The following is an 18333-nucleotide window of genomic DNA, read 5'->3' on the forward strand; positions in this document are numbered from 1 at the left end:
CTGCGAACAACAATAAATGACTGCGCCCGCCGTGGCCCGAAAGGGAATGATGGCGCGCGCTCTGCCTTTTCTGGAAAGGGGCGTTCATGCTGATTTGGCTCGTGGAGTTGTCGGACAGGTTTCAGTTTTTCAATCTGTTCCGCTACATCACATTCCGCTCCGGCGCCGCCGTATTCACCTCGGCACTGATCGTCTTCCTGTTCGGCCCCCGGATCATCGCCGCGCTGAGATTGCGCCAGGGCAAGGGCCAGCCGATCCGCGCAGACGGGCCGCAGACCCATTTCAAGAAGGCAGGCACGCCGACCATGGGCGGGCTGATGATCCTGGCCGGCATTATCGGTTCCGCGCTGTTGTGGGCCGATCTTTCCAACGCCTATGTGGTGGCCACGCTGCTGGTGACGCTCGGCTTCGGCGCGATCGGCTTTTATGACGACTATCTCAAGGTCACCAAGCAGTCCGACAAGGGATTTTCCGGCCGCCGCCGCCTGTTCTTCGAATTCGTCATTGCCGGCGTCGCGGTTGCATTCATGATGTACGCGGCCAATCTCGCCAGCATTGACGGCGCGACCCTTGGCTCGGCGCTGACCTTTCCCTTCTTCAAGGACTTCGTGATCGATCTCGGCTGGTTCTTCATCCCGTTCGGCGCTTTCGTGATCGTCGCCGCCGGCAATTCCGTTAACCTGACGGACGGGCTCGACGGCCTTGCCACCGTGCCGGTTATGATCGCCGCCGGCTCGTTCGCGCTGATCGCCTATGTCGTCGGCAATACCGTTTTCGCGACCTACCTGCAGATCAACTACGTGCCGGGCACGGGCGAACTGGTGGTGCTGCTCTCCGCCGTGATCGGGGCCTGCATGGGCTTTCTGTGGTTCAATGCGCCGCCGGCCGCCATCTTCATGGGCGATACCGGTTCGCTGGCGCTGGGCGGCCTGATCGGCTCTGTGGCGGTCGCCACCAAGCACGAGATCGTCATGGCGATCATCTGCGGCCTGTTCGTGCTGGAAGCGCTCTCGGTGATCATCCAGGTCGCGGTCTTCCGGCGCACCAAGCGGCGCGTCTTCCTGATGGCGCCGATCCATCACCATTTCGAAAAGCTCGGCTGGACCGAAAGCCAGGTGGTTATCCGCTTCTGGATCATCTCCTTCGGCCTCGCGCTGCTTGGCCTTTCAACGCTGAAGCTCAGGTAGGTCGATGATCGCGGTCACGCAATTTTCCGGCGAGAAGGTCGCGCTGTTCGGGCTTGGCGGGTCGGGCATGGCGACCGCGCTGGCGCTGGTCGCCGGCGGAGCGCAGGTCACGGCCTTCGACGACAACCCCGAGACTTGCCGGCTGGCCGCGGAAAAGGGCATTCCGATCGCCGATCTGCGCCATATGGATTGGAGCGGCTTTGCCGCACTCGTTCTTTCGCCCGGTGTTCCGCTGACGCATCCCAAACCGCATTGGGTGGTGGAGCAGGCGAAACTGGCGGACACCGAGATCATCGGCGATGTCGAGCTTCTGGCGCGCGAACGCCGGGCAGTGTGTCCCGAGGCAAAGCTGATCGCGATCACCGGTACAAACGGCAAGTCCACCACCACGGCGCTGATCGGCCATATCCTGAAGGCGGCAGGCCGCGATGTGGAGGTCGGCGGCAATATCGGCCGCGCCGTCCTCGATCTTGCCCCTCTTCAACCCGAACGCATCTATGTGGTCGAATGCTCGTCCTACCAGATCGACCTTGCGCCGACGCTGGATGCCGATGTTGGTCTGCTGCTCAACCTGACGCCGGACCATCTCGACCGTCACGGCGACATGACGCGCTATGCCGCGATCAAGGAGCGGCTGGTGGCCGGGGCAAAGCGCGCGGTGGTTGGCGCGGATGACGCCTACTGCAGGGCGATCGGGGAACGGCTTGTGGCGGCCGGTCACGATGTTATTTCGATCTCCAGCGATCGCGCCCATATCAGCCGTGGTCTCGCATTTGATGACGGGGCGATCGTCTCCGTTGAAGACGGCGCGGTCATTGCCGATCTTGCCAGCCATCCGGTGCTGCGCGGCGCGCATAACGGCCAGAACGCCGCTGCCGCGATCGCGGCCTGCCGTGCGGTCGGGCTGACGGACGATGAAATCCGCGATGGTCTAGCGAACTTCCCCGGTCTTGCCCACCGCATGCAGCCGGTGGCGCGATTGGGCTCCGTGATTTTCGTCAATGATTCCAAGGCTACCAATGCCGAAGCCTCGGCCCCGGCGCTGAAGACCTTCGACCATATCCACTGGATCGCGGGTGGCCGCCCCAAGGAAGGCGGCATTGGCACGCTCGCGCCCTTTTTTCCGAAGATCGCGCGCGCCTATCTCATCGGCGAGGCGGCGGAGGCCTTTTCGACCACGCTTTCGGGCGCTGCCGACACCGTGATCTGCGGCACGCTGGAAAACGCCGTCAAACAAGCAGCAGACGACGCGGCGAAGAGCAAGGCCGAGACGCCGGTGGTGCTGCTGTCGCCGGCCTGCGCCAGCTTCGACCAGTACAGGAATTTCGAAAAACGCGGCGATGCTTTCGTCAGCGCCGTGATGGCGCTTGACGGCATTGAGCCGTTTGCAGCAACCGGCAGGGAGGCCTGATCCATGGTCAGTCGCGTTCAGCGAGGCCCAATCGCAGACTGGTTCTGGACCATCGACCGATGGTTGCTGGCAGCCTTCATCGTGCTGATGGGCATCGGCTTCATGCTTTCCTTTGCCGCTTCGCCCGCCGTTGCCGAACGCCTCGGCTATGACAGTTTCCACTTCGTCACCCGTCACGCGATCTTCATTATCCCGTCGCTGGCGGTGATGATTTCGCTTTCCTTCTGCTCGCCGCGCATGATCCGCCGTCTGGCGGTGATCATTCTCATCGGCTCGCTGCTGGCAATGGTCGCGGCGCTGTTCATCGGCACCTCCAATAATGGCTCGCGCCGCTGGATCGTGCTTGCCGGCTTTTCGGTGCAGCCCTCGGAGTTCCTCAAGCCGGCCTTCGCGGTGGTCTGTGCCTGGCTTTTCGCCGAGCATCAGCGCTATCCGGAAATCCCGGGTAACCTGTTCGCCGGCATGCTGTTCATCGTCTCCGCCGTACTCCTGATCGCCCAGCCGGACTTCGGCCAGACCGTGCTGCTCGGCATCGTCTGGGGCGGCATCTTCTTCATGGCCGGCATGTCGTGGATATGGATCGCGGGCCTCGGCGGCGCCGGCGTCGCGGGCATTCTGGCGGCCTATACCTGGCTGCCGCACGTGACCTCGCGTATCGACCGGTTCCTGACCGGGGAAGGCGACAACCTTCAGGTGGAGCTTGCCGCCAAGGCAATCCAGAATGGCGGGTTGTTCGGTCTCGGGCCGGGCGAGGGGATCGTCAAGCGGCGGCTGCCGGACAGCCATACCGACTTCGTGTTCTCGGTGGCAGCGGAGGAATTCGGCATCCTGTTCTGCATGTTCATCGTCGCGATCTTCGCCTTCATCGTGTTGCGCGGCCTCAGCCATGCCTATCGCGAGCGCGACGATTTCGCCCGCTTCGCCGTCGCCGGCCTCGTGCTGCAGATCGGCATGCAGTCGGTGATCAATATCGGCGTGGCGCTGCAGCTGATGCCGGCCAAGGGCATGACGCTGCCGCTGATTTCGGCCGGCGGCTCGTCCATGATCGCAACCTGCATCGGCGCGGGCTTCGTGCTGGCGCTCACCCGCCACCGCCCCGACAAGCGCGCGCGCCAGGACCACTTCTTCGAGCCGGGCCGACCGCGCGGCGTACCGGCGGAGTAGATGATGGACAGCAAACTGTTTTTCCTGGCTGCCGGGGGGACAGGCGGACATGTATTTCCGGCTGAAGCTCTGGCCCATGAGTTGATCGCGCGCGGGCACAAAGTGCACTTTGTGACAGACAGCCGCGCCGAGCGTTACGCCGGGACCTTTCCGGCCGAAAAAATCCATGTCGTGCCGTCTGCGACGATCGGGTCGAAGAACCCGATTGCCGTCATTCGCGCTGGCTTCACCCTGTTCAAGGGGTCGCGGATCGCCAGATCGCTTTTTGCAGAATACCGGCCGGCAGCCGTGATTGGCTTCGGCGGCTACCCGACGGTGCCCCCGGTTTACGCTGCCTCAAGCGGCGGCATCCCGACAATGCTGCATGAGCAGAATGCGGTGATGGGCCGGGCCAACAAGATGCTGGCGCCACGCGTCAACGCCATTGCAGGCGGTTTCCTGACCCGCTCCGGCGAGCCGCAAGGCGCGAAGATATTCGAGACCGGAAACCCGGTGCGTCCGGCCGTGCTCGAAGCGGCGAAGACGTCCTATCCGGCGCGCAGCGAAGGCGAAACCTTCAACCTCTTGGTCTTCGGCGGAAGCCAGGGCGCGCATTTCTTTGCCGAAGCTGTGCCGGATGCGATTGCCGCGCTGCCGGAAGAGCTTCGCCGGTGCGTGACGGTGACCCAGCAGGCCCGCCCGGAAGATGTCGAGGCCGTCACGGAACGCTTTGAGGCGCTTGGCGTGCCGGCAGAGATTTCGCCGTTCTTCGGCAATATGGCGGAACGGATTGCTGGCGCTCATCTTGTGGTGTGCCGCTCGGGAGCTTCCACCGTGTCGGAGCTTTCGGTGATCGGCCGGCCGGCGATCTATGTGCCCTATCCGCATGCGCTCGATCACGATCAGGCGGCCAATGCCGCCCTCGTCGAGGCCAAGGGCGGCGCAGAAGTCGTGCGCCAGTCCGAACTGACCACCGAGCGCTTCGCGGACATTCTGAAGGATGCGATCGAGCATCCCGAAAAACTTGAAACCGCCGCCGCCGCCGCGCGCGCGGCCGGCCGGCCCGATGCAACGCAGAAACTCGCCGACATGGCGGAGGCGTTGGCGTCGGGACAGAAGATTGAAGGAATTGACTGATGAGAATGCCTGAAGCGATCGGCGTCGTCCATTTTGTCGGGATCGGCGGCATCGGCATGAGCGGAATTGCCGAGGTGCTGAACAATCTCGGCTACAAGGTGCAGGGCTCCGACCAAGCCGAAAGCGCCAATGTCGTCCGGCTGCGCGAGAAAGGCATTTCCGTGTTCATCGGCCACAAGGCCGAAAATCTGGGCGATGCCGAAGTCGTCGTTGTCTCCTCCGCGATCAAACGTACCAATCCGGAACTCACCGCCGCGCGCGAAAAACATCTGCCCGTGGTGCGCCGCGCCGAAATGCTCGCCGAGCTGATGCGCTTCCGCGATGCGATTGCCATCGGCGGCACCCATGGCAAGACCACGACCACCTCTATGGTGGCGACGCTCCTGGAGGCCGGCGGGCTGGACCCGACGGTCATCAATGGCGGCATCATCAATGCCTATGGCACCAATGCGCGCATGGGCGAGGGCGAGTGGATGGTGGTCGAGGCCGACGAGTCCGACGGCACCTTCCTGAAGCTCCCCGCCGAAATCGCGGTCGTTACCAATATCGATCCCGAACATCTCGATCATTACGGCACGTTTGACGGCGTGCGCGCGGCCTTTCGGCAATTCGTCGAGAGCGTGCCGTTTTATGGCTGTGGCGTGATGTGCCTCGATCATCCCGAAGTGCAGACGCTGGTCGGCCAGATCGAGGATCGCCGCATCGTGACCTATGGCGAGAACCGTCAGGCCGATGTGCGCTTTTCCAATATCCGCAACGAGGGCACGCGCACGATCTTCGACGTCGATATCCGCCGCCGTCGCCGTCCCTCGGTCAAGCTCGAAAACCTCTCCCTGCCGATGCCGGGCCGCCACAATGTTTCCAATGCCACGGCGGCGATCGCGGTCGCCGACCGACTGCATATCTCCGAGGCGGATATCCGCAAGGGGCTGGCCGCCTTCGGCGGCGTCAAGCGCCGGTTCACGCTGGTGGGCCAATGGAATGGCGCGCAGATCTTTGACGATTACGGCCATCACCCGGTTGAAATCCGTTCGGTGCTGAGGGCGGCACGCGAGGCTTGTCAGGGGCGGATCATCGCCGTCCACCAGCCGCACCGCTATTCCCGCCTCGAAAGCCTGTTCGAGGATTTCACCAATTGCTTCAACGACGCCGACACCGTGTTCATCGCCCCGGTCTATGCTGCCGGCGAGGATCCGCGCCCGGGCTTCGATGCCGAAACGCTGGTTTCCGGCATGAAGGCCGCCGGCCACCGTGACGCGCAATATCTGGCCGATGAATCGGGCCTTGCGGGCGCCGTGGCCAAGATCGCCAAACCCGGCGACTTCGTCGTCCTGCTCGGCGCCGGCAGCATCACCAACTGGGCTGCAAAGCTGCCGGGGGAACTGGCGGCGCAGGCGTGATTCGTGAGATTGCCCCCCACAATCTCTCCCCTTGAAAGGCAGGGGTATCGCATATGGCGTGGCAGCTTGCTCCCGATACTCTCTCCCGCTTGCGGGAGAGATGCCCCGACAGGGGCAGTGAGGGTGAAGCAGCCTCCCAGAACTGTGAGGGCGCTCGCGGTGATATGCTCCCCCCTCACTGTCGCTTTCGCGACATCTCTCCCCTCCGGGGCGAGAAGATTGGGGGCTATGCGAAAAAGTCATATGCGACATCTCCCCCTCAAAAGGGGGAGATCGGTGCTGAGGGGTCGGCGCGGGCCGAAAAGCTATCAGGTGATTTCAAGTTGGTTGGGGCGTTGTGGTTACGCCGTCCGTTGGGCGTTTCAGGTATTTCTGGTTCATCTGTTGTTTTGTGCTCGGTCATTCCATGACAGTTGCAACACGCTTCTGACCCAAGAATACTGTGCTAACAGCGCATTCTCGATCAATTGACCAGCGCTGTCATCGCCCCCTTAACCCGTTTCATCGCATGGATTTTTTTGGCCCGGTTAACCAAAGTAAACGCTTCATTAACCATCCTCGTTCACTAATGGCCCCATCACGCTTTCCTTAAAAAAGCGGCATTGTGAGTGTGCTTTCCGGCTTTGGCTGGAAAAGATGGGGACGGGCATGGGTGCCTTACACGTAGCGGTATTGATGGGCGGGTTTTCCTCCGAGCGGCCGGTGAGCCTTGCCTCGGGTAACCCCTGCGCCGACGCGCTGGAGGCGGAAGGCTTCCGCGTCACCCGCGTCGATGTCACCCGCAATGTGGCGAGCGTGCTTGCCGAGCTGAAGCCCGATGTCGCCTTCAATGCGCTGCACGGGCCGTTCGGCGAAGACGGCACCATTCAGGGCATCCTCGAATATCTGGAAATCCCCTACACCCATTCCGGCGTGCTGGCCTCGGCGCTTGCCATGAACAAGATCCAGGCAAAGCGCATTGCTGCCGCCGGCGGCATTCCGGTAGCGGAAGACCGGCTGATGCAGCGTTCCGAAATCGGCAAGACGCATCCGATGGCGCCGCCCTATGTGGTTAAGCCCGTCAATGAAGGCTCGTCCTTCGGCGTGGTCATCGTCGATGAAGGCCAGAGCGCGCCGCCGCAGTCGATCACGTCTGCCGAATGGCCTTATGGTGAAGCCGTCATGGTCGAGCGTTTCGTGCGCGGGCGCGAATTCACCTGCGGTGTGGTCGACGGCAAGCCGCTGTGCGTGACCGAAATCGTGCCGGTGGGTCAGAAATTCTACGATTTCGACGCAAAATACAAACCCGGCGGCTCAAAACACATTCTGCCGGCGGAAGTTAAACCGAATATTTACCAAAAGATTCAATCATTGGCCGTTCAGGCGCATCAGATCATGGGATGCCGCGGCGTCAGCCGTTCGGATTTCCGGTTTGATGAGGAGAGGGGCGAGGACGGGCTGATCTGGCTGGAAATCAATACCCAGCCCGGCATGACCCCCACCTCCCTGGTTCCTGAAATGGCGGCGGAAGCCGGTATGAGTTTTGGTGCTTTTCTCCGTTGGATGGTGGAGGACGCTTCGTGTTTGCGTTGAAGACTGGAAGGGATGATAGCGGGGTAAGCGATCGCATGGCTCAGGGCAGCCGCGCGGGCGTATTGCCGCGTCCTTTCCGCCGTCTGGTGCGCGCCACGACCGGCATCTTCACCGGTCGCACCGGCGCTCCCAGACATATCGGCAGCGCCGCCGCGCTGGTGTTTTTCGCCGCCGTCGGCGCCAACGCCGTGATCGTGGCCGGCAAGGGTGATCTCGTGCGCCGCGCCGCCTTCCAGCTCTCCGGCTTCGCGGTGGAGGATATCGAGATTTCGGGCAATAGCGAGACCTCGGAAATCGTGGTCCTGCAGAGCCTCGGCCTTGAGGGCGCCTATTCGCTGCAGGGCGTCGATATCCAGATGGCGCGCGGCCAGCTTTTGAATCTCCCCTGGGTCGCCGATGCCGATATCCGCAAGGTCTATCCCTCGACGCTCAAGATTTCGCTGAAGGAGCGCGTTCCCTATGCGCTGTGGCAGCAGGAAGACGGTCGGCTTCTGATGGTCGAGCGTGACGGCAATATCATCGGTCCGCTGAGCGCGCCGAAATTCCGCCGCCTGCCGCTGGTGCTTGGCCAGGGCGGCAATGTCGCGGCCAAGGATGTCGAGGACCTGATGCAGGAATGGCCGGAGCTTTCCGAGCGCGTGCGCGCCTTCAAGCGCGTCGATGAACGCCGCTGGGACCTCTATCTCGACAATGGCATGATCGTGAAGCTGCCGGAAAAAGGCAGCGATGCGGCGCTGGTTCGCCTGCGCAAGCTTGAGGCCGAACGCTCCATCCTCGAGCGCGAAATCGCCGCCGTCGACCTTCGTCTCGACGACCGGGTCGCGATCCAGCTGACGCCCGACGCCATGGAGCGCCGCACTGAGGCCACGGAAGCGCTGCAGAAGACATTCAAGAACAAGGGGAGGCGACTTTGACTCTGTTCCGCTCGTCCGGCTTCAGTCGCGCCAAGCCTCTTTCGGCCAAGAAGACGCATATCGTCAGCGTTCTCGATGTCGGCTCCTCCAAGGTGGTCTGCATGATCGCGCGGTTGACCCCGCGTGAGGAGAGCCAGATCCTGCCGGGCCGCACCCACAATATCGAGATCATCGGCATCGGCCATCAGCGTTCGCAGGGCATCAAGAGCGGCGTGATCGTCAATCTGGATGCGGCGGAACATGTGGTCCGGCTTGCGGTGGACGCGGCCGAAAGCATGGCCGGCATCACCATCGACAGCCTGATCGTCAATGTTTCGGCCGGTCGCCTGAAGAGCGATACCTATACCGCGGCGATCGACCTTGGCGGGCAGGACGTGGACTCCTCCGATCTTCGCCGCGTCCTGTCCGCCGTCTCCCGCCGCTCGATCAACGAGGAGCGGCAGGTGCTGCACTCGCTGCCCGCCGGCTTCACGCTCGACGGCGAGCGCGGCATCCGCGATCCGCTCGGCATGTATGGCGAGACGCTCGGCGTCGACCTGCATGTGGTGACGGCGGAACGGCTGGCGCTGCGCAATCTCGAACTCTGCGTCAACCGCGCGCATCTCTCCGTGGAGCGCATGGTGGCGACCCCCTACGCCAGCGGTCTTGCCGCTCTGGTGGACGATGAAGTCGAACTCGGCTGCGCGGCGATCGACATGGGCGCCGGCACCACGTCGATCTCGGTCTTCTCCGAAGGCCGGCTTGTTCATACCGATGCGATCAGTCTCGGCGGCCATCACGTGACGACCGATCTGGCCCGCGGTCTTTCGACCCGGATGGAAGACGCCGAGCGGTTGAAATGCGTGCACGGTTCGACGATCACCTCCAGCGCCGATGAGCGCGAGATGATCGCGGTGCCCTCCATCGGCGAGGATGATCACGACCAGCCCCGTCAGGTTTCGAAGGCGCTGCTTTCGAAGATCGTCAGGGCGCGGATCGAGGAAACGCTGGAACTGATCCGCGACCGGATCCAGCTTTCGGGCTTTTCGGCGGTTGTCGGAAAGCGGGTGGTGCTGACCGGCGGCGCAAGCCAGTTGATCGGCCTCAGTGAATTGTCGCGGCGGATCCTGAGCAGGAATGTCCGCATCGGTCGTCCGATGGGCGTTTCCGGTCTGCCGCTTCCGGCCAAGGGGCCGTCGTTTTCGACGGCCGCGGGCCTTCTGATCTATCCGCAGCTTGCGGAGAGCGAAACCTATGGCAGCGAGCAGCGGGGCTTTCTGTCGTCGGGTGGCGGACGCCTAGCACGCGTCGGCCAGTGGTTCAGGGAAAGTTTTTAACGAACACCAGAGATTGGCCGGCTAGGCGGTACGGCCATAGCGAGAAGGAACGAAACTCATGACTATCACGCTGCAGAAGCCAGATATTACTGAACTGAAGCCGCGCATCACCGTTTTCGGTGTCGGCGGCGGCGGCGGCAACGCCGTCAACAACATGATCACCGCGGGCCTCCAGGGCGTCGACTTCGTTGTCGCCAACACCGATGCCCAGGCGCTGACCATGACCAAGGCCGAACGCGTCATCCAGCTTGGCGTCGGCGTCACCGAAGGTCTCGGCGCCGGCTCGCAGCCGGAAGTCGGCCGCGCGGCTGCCGAAGAGTGCATCGATGAGATCATCGATCACCTCAACAACACCCATATGTGCTTCGTCACCGCCGGCATGGGCGGCGGAACCGGCACGGGCGCTGCTCCGATCGTCGCACAGGCCGCCCGCAACAAGGGCATCCTGACCGTCGGCGTCGTCACCAAGCCGTTCCAGTTCGAAGGCCAGCGCCGCATGCGTCTCGCTGACGCCGGAATAGAGGAACTGCAGAAGTCGGTCGACACGCTGATCGTCATTCCGAACCAGAACCTGTTCCGGATCGCCAATGACAAGACCACCTTCGCCGACGCCTTCGCGATGGCCGACCAGGTGCTCTATTCGGGCGTTGCCTGCATCACCGACCTGATGGTCAAGGAAGGCCTGATCAACCTCGACTTCGCCGACGTCCGTTCGGTGATGCGCGAGATGGGTCGCGCCATGATGGGCACGGGCGAGGCATCCGGCGAAGGCCGTGCAATGCAGGCCGCCGAAGCCGCGATCGCCAATCCGCTGCTCGACGAAACCTCGATGCGCGGCGCTCAGGGCCTGCTGATCTCGATCACCGGTGGCCGTGACCTCACGCTGTTCGAAGTCGATGAGGCTGCAACGCGTATTCGAGAAGAAGTCGATCCGGACGCCAACATCATTCTCGGCGCCACCTTCGACGAGGAACTGGAAGGCATCATCCGCGTCTCCGTCGTCGCCACCGGCATCGACCGTTCGATCAACCACGGCGACGAGGATGCGCCGGAACCGCGCCGCGAGACCCGCGCGCCGGAAATCCGCTCCAGCAACGCCCAGCCGAGCCAGCCGGCTCAGCCTGCAGCCCCCCAGCCGCGCCAGGACCCGATCGCCGAAACGATCCGTTCCGCCGAAGCTGAAATGGAACGCGAGCTGCAGATGGCGATGAGCCATCAGCCGCAGCAGGCAAAGCCGCAGCCGCGCGCCGAGGCCCCGCAGATGCAGCCGAAGAGCCAGATCTTCTCCGCTCAGGCTCCGCGTCAGGCCGCGCCGCAGGCAGCTCGCCCGCAGATGGCCGAGCCGCGCCGCATGCCGGAAGTCTCCGACTTTCCGCCGGTGGTTCAGGGCGAAATGAGCGCAAGCCGTCGTCAGGAGCATGAAGAGCGCGGACCGAAGGGCCTGTTCAAGCGCCTTTCCAACACGCTTGGCCGCGGCGACGAAAGCTTCGAGGGCCATCACGAGGAGTCGGCGGCTCGTCGCGAACCCGCGCAGCCGGCTCAGCCGCAGCAGAACCCCTACGCGCCGCGCCGTGCCGAAGCGCAGCCGGCCCGTCAGGATGACGATCAGTTCGATATCCCCGCCTTCCTGCGTCGTCAGGCGAACTGAATCTCGATCGGTCCCCATTCGTTAGGGGACCGGTAACCGTCTTTTTGAAAACCTTCTCGCACAACGAACCCGGCCGCCCGCGCGGCCGGGTTTTTATGTGTTTCGTAACATTACGAAAGAAACAGTGATTTGGAATCGTGCGGACGTATGCGTAACTACATGCAAGGCATCGACTCGCCGCACGCCATGCGCACGCCGTCCTCTGGAGGTCGCCGCGCAACCTGAACACGGTATTTGGCGTTGATAAGGCAGGGTCGCAATTCAGTTGAGTAGGGACATGATCATGTCGACAGGTATTTTCGGATTGCAGACGACCATCTCGAACTCCGTCAGGATTTCGGGGATCGGCGTGCATTCGGGCAAGCCGGCGACGATTGTCCTGCAGCCGGGCGAGGCCGATCAGGGCATCCTGTTCGAACGCTACGAAAACGGCAAGCGCATCAGTAGCTTCAAGGCTGTCGCCGACAATGTCGGCCCGACCGCGCTCTGCACCGTTCTCGGCACGCATCCGGGCGAATGGATCGCCACGATCGAGCACCTGATGGCCGCGATCTACGCGCTTGGCATCGACAATCTCGTCATCTCCGTTGACGGCGCAGAAATGCCGATCATGGATGGCAGTTCGCGGGTTTTCGTCGACGCGCTGGATGAGGTGGGCATCGTCAAGCTTTCCAGGCAGCGCAGCTATATCAAGGTTGCCAAGACGGTGCGCGTTGAAAGCGGCGCCGGCTGGGCCGAGTTCTCGCCTTATGACGGCACCCGTTTCGACGTCGAGATCGATTTCGAGACGCCGGTCATCGGCCGCCAGAAATGGGCCGGCGACATGAACGCCGATACCTTCCGCAGGGAACTTTCCGGCGCGCGCACCTTCGGCTTTATGCGTGACGTCGAGCCGATGTGGGCGCGTGGTTTCGCACTCGGCTCGTCGCTCGAAAACTCGGTGGTGATCGCCGATGACGACCGCGTCATCAATGCCGAGGGCCTGCGCTACGAAAACGAGTTCGTTCGTCACAAGACGCTCGACGCCGTTGGCGATCTGGCGATGATGGGCATGCGTTTCGCCGGCGCCTTCCGCTCCTATCGCGGCGGTCACGCGCTGAATGCCGCCGCCGTGCGCAAGCTGTTCGAAACGCCCGGCGCTGCCGTTATCGTTTCGCCGCGGGGCGCGCTGCCATTCCGCCTGCGTCAGGAAGACGTGGTGGCGGCCGGGCCCGCGTCCTGAGGTTTTATCGGATAAAGCTAAAATATTCAGGCGGATCGGCGCATTTGCGGCGGTCCGCCTTTTCATTTGCTGGCTCTGTCCGCTCGGGCCGCTTCCTGCCTTTCGGGCTGCTTAAGAATGCGCTATTGAAGCGCCATTAATTTGTGCGTTTTTCGCGCGCCTGCGATTGCTCTTGGCAGCGGGATATGCGTAAAACGTCGGTTGAAACAGAAATGCGTCGGTATGACGCGCAACTGGGGCACAAGCAATGTCTGATACTTTGAACCGGAAAAGACGGGGAGCGTTTCGCGCAGCGGCGCTGCCGGCGGCCATAATTATCGGAGCAGGTATCGTTCTTGGCGGCTGCTCCCGGGACAAGGATGTCGACATCACCACGCTGCAGTATGAGGCCGATCCGCCCCAGCAGGTCTATGATGAGGCGCTTGCCAACATCAATGCCGGCAAGGTGAGCGAGGCGCTGCGGAAGTTCAAGGCGGTGCAGGACCAGAACCCGCTTTCCGACTATGCCCGGCAGGCGCTCCTGATGCAGACCTATCTGGAATACCGTTCGCGCAAATACGAGGCGGCGGTCAAATCCGGCACGCGCTATGTTCAGCTTTATCCGAACTCCAAGGATGCGGCTTATGCGCAGTATCTGATCGGCCTTGCCTATTCCAAGGAAATCGTCGACGTCACCCAGGACCAGACGGCGGCCGAGCAAACGATCGTCGCGATGCAGAAGGTGATCGACAATTATCCGAACTCCGATTACGTCGGTGACGCCCGCGCCAAGATCCGCTACGCCCGCGACCAACTCGCCGGCAAGGACATGCAGGTCGGCCGCTACTATCTGGAACGCAAGGATTATGTCGCCGCGATCTCCCGCTTCAATCAGGTGGTCGACGAGTATTCCGATACCAACCAGATCGAGGAAGCGCTGGAGCGCCTTGTCGAGGCCTATTACGCCATGGGCGTGGTCTCCGAGGCGCAGAACGCGGCCTGGGTGCTCGGGCATAACTATCCCGACAGCCCGTGGTATGCGCGTGCGTATAAGCTCCTGAATTCCAAGGGGCTTGAACCGAAATCGGCCGGCCGGGGCTCCGCTGTTTCGGACGCCACGCCGAGCTAAACGGCGCATCCGCCAGGTCGCGAAAAACATGCTCGTCCAGCTTTCCATTCGGGACATCGTTTTGATCGAGCGGCTGGAGCTTGACCTCGGCGCGGGTCTTTCGGTGCTGACCGGCGAGACTGGCGCGGGAAAATCCATTCTGCTCGACAGCCTTTCGCTCGCGCTCGGCGCGCGCGGCGATGGCGCCTTGGTGCGTCACGGGCAGGATTCGGGGCAGGTGATCGCGGTGTTCGACGTGCCGATGGATCATCCGGTGCGGCTGCATCTGCGCGAAAACGGTCTCGACGATGATGGCGACCTGATCTTCCGGCGGATGCAATCGGCCGATGGCCGCACCCGCGCCTTTATCAACGACCAGTCGGTGAGCGTGCAGATGATGCGGCAGGCCGGACGGCTGCTTGTTGAGATCCACGGCCAGCATGACGAGCGCGCGCTGATCGATACCGACGGCCACCGCCTTCTGCTCGATGCCTTCGGCGGGCTGACGGCTGAAGCAGAGCACGTCGCCGGTCTCTACCGCGGCTGGCGGGACGCGGAGCGCAAGCTGAAACAGCATCGTGCCCATATTGAGGCGGCGATGCGTGAGGCGGACTATTTGCGCGCCTCCGTGGATGAGTTGCAGGAGCTTTCCCCGGTGGACGGCGAGGAGGATGCGCTGGCCGAAAAACGCGCGACCATGATGAAGTCCGAGCGGATCGCGGGCGACATCGCCGAGGCGCTGGAATTCTTAAACGGCAATGCCTCGCCGGTGCCGATGATCGCCTCGCTGGTGCGCCGGCTGGAGCGCAAGTCGCACGAGGCGCCGGGCCTGCTGGAAGAGACGGTCGAGCTTCTGGATGCCGCGCTCGAAAAGCTCTCCAGCGCGCAGATGGAGGTGGAGGCGGCGCTTAATCGTGCGGCCTTCGACCCGAAGGAACTGGAGCTTACCGAGGAGCGGCTGTTTGCGCTGCGGGGCGCTGCCCGCAAATACAATGTGCCGGTCACGGAACTGCCGGCGCTGGCCGAACGCATGGTTGCCGATCTCGACGAACTCGATGCCGGCGAGGCGAAGCTTGCGGCGTTGACCGAGGCCGTGACCGCTGCCGAAACCGCCTATTTTGCCGCGGCACGCGCGCTTTCGGAGCGTCGCCAGGTAGCCGGCGAGCAGTTGAGCGCCGCGGTGATGGCGGAGCTGCCGGCGCTGAAACTGGAGCGGGCGCGGTTCACCGCCGTGGTTTCCGCCGATGACGAGGCGGCCGGCGCGGAGGGCATCGATACCGTCTCCTTCGAGGTGCAGACCAATCCGGGCACCAGGGCAGGGCCGATCATGAAGGTCGCCTCCGGCGGCGAACTCTCGCGTTTCCTTCTGGCGCTGAAGGTGGCGCTCGCCGACAAGGGCTCGGCCCCGACGCTCGTCTTCGACGAGATCGATACCGGGGTTGGCGGCGCGGTGGCTGACGCCATCGGCCAACGGCTGAAGCGGCTTGCCGAGAACGTCCAAGTGCTCTCCGTCACCCACGCGCCGCAGGTGGCGGCGCGCGCGGAGGGACACTTCCTGATCTCCAAGGGCGATCGCGGCAAGGATACGGTCAGCACCCATGTCGAGGTGATCGGTCCCGAGGCCCGCCAGGAGGAAATCGCCCGCATGCTGGCCGGCGCCAAGGTCACGGCGGAGGCGCGGGCGGCGGCCGCGAAACTGCTCGCCGGCGATGGTTGATCGGCGTTTGCTGATATAAGCTGAGGACGAACCCGGAATAGCTCCCGCCGATCTCCCGTGACAGGGCGATTGGAGGAGGGACGTTGACGGGCAGGATAGCCGCCTCCATTTTCCGGTGGCGCAGGAATCAAGGGGACCGCCGCCGATGGAGACTTTTCTGGAACACTACTGGCCGCATATTCTGGCGGCGATTTCGTTCCTCCTCGGCGCGACGGCGGCGATCCATGCCGCGATGACCAAGGACGAGGTCCGCGCGGCGATCGGCTGGGTCGGCGTGATCATGCTGTCGCCGCTTCTGGGCGCCGCGATCTATGCCGTTGCCGGCATCAACCGGATGCGCCGGGCCTCGATCCTCGACCGGCGCGGCAGCATTCCGGATGCCGTTGCCAACGAGGAGAAGGAGCATCATGTCGGCCGCGCGGCGATTGTTTCCGCCTTCGGCCCGCGCATGGGGGCGATGTGGAACCTCGGCAACCGCGTCACGGGCATGCCGGCGACCGATGGCAATGTCATCCACCTGCTGGAAACCGGCGACGCCGCCTATGCCGCCATGCTGGAGGCGATCGACAAGGCTGAGCGCTCGATCCTGATGGAAACCTATATTTTCGATTCCGACCAGATCGGCCGCCGGTTCGTCGACAGTCTCGATGCGGCGGTCAAGCGCGGCGTCGAGGTGCGGATCCTGGTCGATTCTATCGGCGCGCGCTATTCGCGCCCGCGCATCACATCGCTGCTGCGCGAACGCGGCATCAGGGTCGCGACATTCAATGGTGCTGTGCTTTTGAAGATGCGGCTGCCCTATGCCAATCTGCGCACCCACCGCAAGATCATGGTGATCGATGGCGAAACCGTCTTCGCCGGCGGCATGAATATCCGCGCGGCCTTCACCGGCCCGAACGCCGCCCACGATACCCATTTCATGCTACGTGGCGCGGCCGCCGGCGATTATTTCACCGTGGCGGCCGCCGACTGGTATTTCGAAACCCGTGAAAAGCTTGAGGGGCCAGCCTGGAAGGTTTCCGCCCCGGAGACCCATGACGGCGTCATTGCCCGCGTCGTGCCCTCCGGACCGGACCGCAATCTCGGCAACAATAACAGCATGATCATCGGCGCGCTTTCTGTTGCCGAGGAAAGCGTGATGATCATGTCGCCCTATTTCCTGCCCGACCGGGACCTTCTGTCCGCGCTGGCGACGGCCGCCAAGCGCGGCGTCGCCGTCGATATCATCGTGCCGGGCAAGAACAATCTCGGCCTTGTCGACAAGGCCATGACCGCGCAGTTCGAGGAGATTCTGGAGGGCGGCTGCCGGATCTTTCGCGATAACGGGCCATTCAACCACTCCAAGCTGATGACGATCGATGGGCGCTGGTCCTATCTCGGCTCCTCCAATCTCGACTCGCGCTCGCTGCGCCTGAATTTCGAAACCGATCTCGAAGTCTTCGACACGGAGTTCGCCGCCGAGCTGCAGGCGCGCATCAGCGCGGTCAGAGCCAATTCCACGGAAGTGACGATCGCCAAGCTGCAGGAGCGGCCGTTCCCCTATCGGCTTCGCGACCGGATTTTGTGGCTGGGATTGCCGTATCTCTGAAAAACACCCATATTCATGTTCATCAGAAATGTGTGAGACATGAACCCGATCAAATCTCCCCTTGCCAATGCGGTGCTGCGCTCCTTCCGTGAAAACGGAAAGCGCCCGGATTCGGCCGTGCCGGTAGCGGGCGAGGGGCTGAGGGTCGCGACCTATAATGTCCATAAATGCGTCGGCACGGATGGCCGTTTCGATCCCGACCGTACCTTCGAGGTGATCCGCGAGATCGGCGCAGACCTGATCGCGCTGCAGGAGGCCGATACCCGTTTCGGCGAGCGCACCGGGCTTCTGGACCTGAAGCGCATCGAGGCCGAAACCGGCCTGATCGCGGTGCCGGCGGAGCCCAGCGTCAGGGCCCATGGCTGGCACGGCAATGTGCTTTTGTTTCGCGACGGCGCGGTGCGCGATATCCACCGCGAGAAACTGCCGGGGCTGGAGCCGCGCGGCGCGTTGTTGACCGATATCGAGCTCAAGAGCGGTATCCACCTGCGCGTGGTCGCCGTTCATCTCGGCCTGTTCCGCGCCTCGCGCCGCCAGCAGGCGGACCACATTATCGGCCTTCTCGGCAACCGTGAGGAAAGCCCGACGCTAATCATGGGCGACATGAACGAATGGCGGCTGGGCAATGGTTCGGCGCTGCGCCGCTTCGAGGACAGTTTCGGCGCGCTGCCGCCGCCCAGGGCAAGCTTCCCCGCCCGCTGGCCGGTTCTCGCGCTCGACCGCATCATCGCCAACCGCGACGACCTGGTTGCCGACCTCGCGGCCCATGATTCGCTTCTCGCCCGCCTGGCTTCCGACCATCTGCCGCTGACGGCGTTGCTTGATACGGCGGTGTTGAGCGGCGACACGACCGGGACGGCGCAGGCTTCGGGGTGAATGAACGCGCGGCCGGCGAGGGCCTTTATGTGGTTCTCGTCCCTATCAGCCTACAATCTCCCCCCCTTGAGGGCAGGGGAATCGCGTATGGCTTTTAAGCTATTGAATATTTGAC

Annotated in this window: 14 protein-coding genes; all 14 read left to right on the forward strand. The window is 63.2% G+C overall.

Annotated features, from left to right (window positions below; genetic code table 11):
• The first annotated feature begins 86 nt into the window (after positions 1-86).
• The 14 genes from mraY to V6766_RS19915 all read left to right on the forward strand — a co-directional run bounded on the left by mraY (position 87) and on the right by V6766_RS19915 (position 18218).
• Complete coding sequence (gene mraY / locus V6766_RS19850) at positions 87-1187, forward strand: phospho-N-acetylmuramoyl-pentapeptide-transferase (protein ID WP_448469401.1); 1101 nt, start codon at positions 87-89, stop codon at positions 1185-1187.
• A 4-nt stretch (positions 1188-1191) separates the two neighbouring features.
• Positions 1192-2598: a UDP-N-acetylmuramoyl-L-alanine--D-glutamate ligase gene (gene murD / locus V6766_RS19855; RefSeq protein ID WP_448469403.1), complete on the forward strand. Its 1407-nt coding sequence runs from the start codon at positions 1192-1194 to the stop codon at positions 2596-2598.
• 3 nt (positions 2599-2601) lie between these two features.
• Positions 2602-3762 (forward strand): putative lipid II flippase FtsW, encoded by a 1161-nt coding sequence (ftsW, locus tag V6766_RS19860; RefSeq protein WP_448469405.1) that lies wholly within the window; start codon positions 2602-2604, stop codon positions 3760-3762.
• Positions 3763-3765: 3 nt separating this feature from the next.
• Positions 3766-4878, forward strand: coding sequence for an undecaprenyldiphospho-muramoylpentapeptide beta-N-acetylglucosaminyltransferase (gene murG, locus V6766_RS19865; RefSeq protein ID WP_448469407.1), 1113 nt, complete (start codon positions 3766-3768; stop codon positions 4876-4878).
• Positions 4878-6278 carry a UDP-N-acetylmuramate--L-alanine ligase gene (gene murC / locus V6766_RS19870; RefSeq protein WP_448469409.1) on the forward strand — a complete coding sequence of 467 codons (1401 nt, stop codon included), beginning with the start codon at positions 4878-4880 and terminating at the stop codon, positions 6276-6278. The genes murG and murC overlap by 1 nt, the downstream gene beginning before the upstream one ends.
• Positions 6279-6926: 648 nt before the next feature.
• Positions 6927-7850 (forward strand): D-alanine--D-alanine ligase, encoded by a 924-nt coding sequence (locus V6766_RS19875; protein ID WP_448469411.1) that lies wholly within the window; start codon positions 6927-6929, stop codon positions 7848-7850.
• A gap of 35 nt (positions 7851-7885) precedes the next feature.
• Positions 7886-8764, forward strand: coding sequence for a cell division protein FtsQ/DivIB (locus V6766_RS19880; RefSeq protein WP_448469413.1), 879 nt, complete (start codon positions 7886-7888; stop codon positions 8762-8764).
• Entirely contained in the window at positions 8761-10080 is a 1320-nt protein-coding gene (gene ftsA, locus V6766_RS19885) for a cell division protein FtsA (protein WP_448428239.1), read from the forward strand. The genes V6766_RS19880 and ftsA overlap by 4 nt, the downstream gene beginning before the upstream one ends.
• Positions 10081-10138: 58 nt before the next feature.
• Positions 10139-11728, forward strand: a complete 1590-nt coding sequence (gene ftsZ / locus V6766_RS19890) for a cell division protein FtsZ (protein ID WP_448469415.1) — start codon at positions 10139-10141, stop codon at positions 11726-11728.
• A gap of 283 nt (positions 11729-12011) precedes the next feature.
• On the forward strand, positions 12012-12950 hold the full coding sequence (gene lpxC, locus V6766_RS19895) for a UDP-3-O-acyl-N-acetylglucosamine deacetylase (protein WP_448469417.1): 939 nt from the start codon (positions 12012-12014) through the stop codon (positions 12948-12950).
• Positions 12951-13197: 247 nt separating this feature from the next.
• Positions 13198-14058: an outer membrane protein assembly factor BamD gene (locus tag V6766_RS19900; RefSeq protein WP_448469419.1), complete on the forward strand. Its 861-nt coding sequence runs from the start codon at positions 13198-13200 to the stop codon at positions 14056-14058.
• A gap of 28 nt (positions 14059-14086) precedes the next feature.
• The gene (recN, locus tag V6766_RS19905; RefSeq protein WP_448469421.1) at positions 14087-15754 is read left to right on the forward strand and encodes a DNA repair protein RecN; all 1668 of its coding nucleotides are present in this window, start codon (positions 14087-14089) and stop codon (positions 15752-15754) included.
• A gap of 145 nt (positions 15755-15899) precedes the next feature.
• Positions 15900-17342, forward strand: a complete 1443-nt coding sequence (locus V6766_RS19910) for a phospholipase D-like domain-containing protein (RefSeq protein ID WP_448469423.1) — start codon at positions 15900-15902, stop codon at positions 17340-17342.
• Between the two features lie 39 nt (positions 17343-17381).
• Entirely contained in the window at positions 17382-18218 is an 837-nt protein-coding gene (locus tag V6766_RS19915; protein ID WP_448469425.1) for an endonuclease/exonuclease/phosphatase family protein, read from the forward strand.
• Positions 18219-18333: the final 115 nt, after the last annotated feature.

The organism is Martelella sp. AMO21009 (assembly GCF_053484295.1).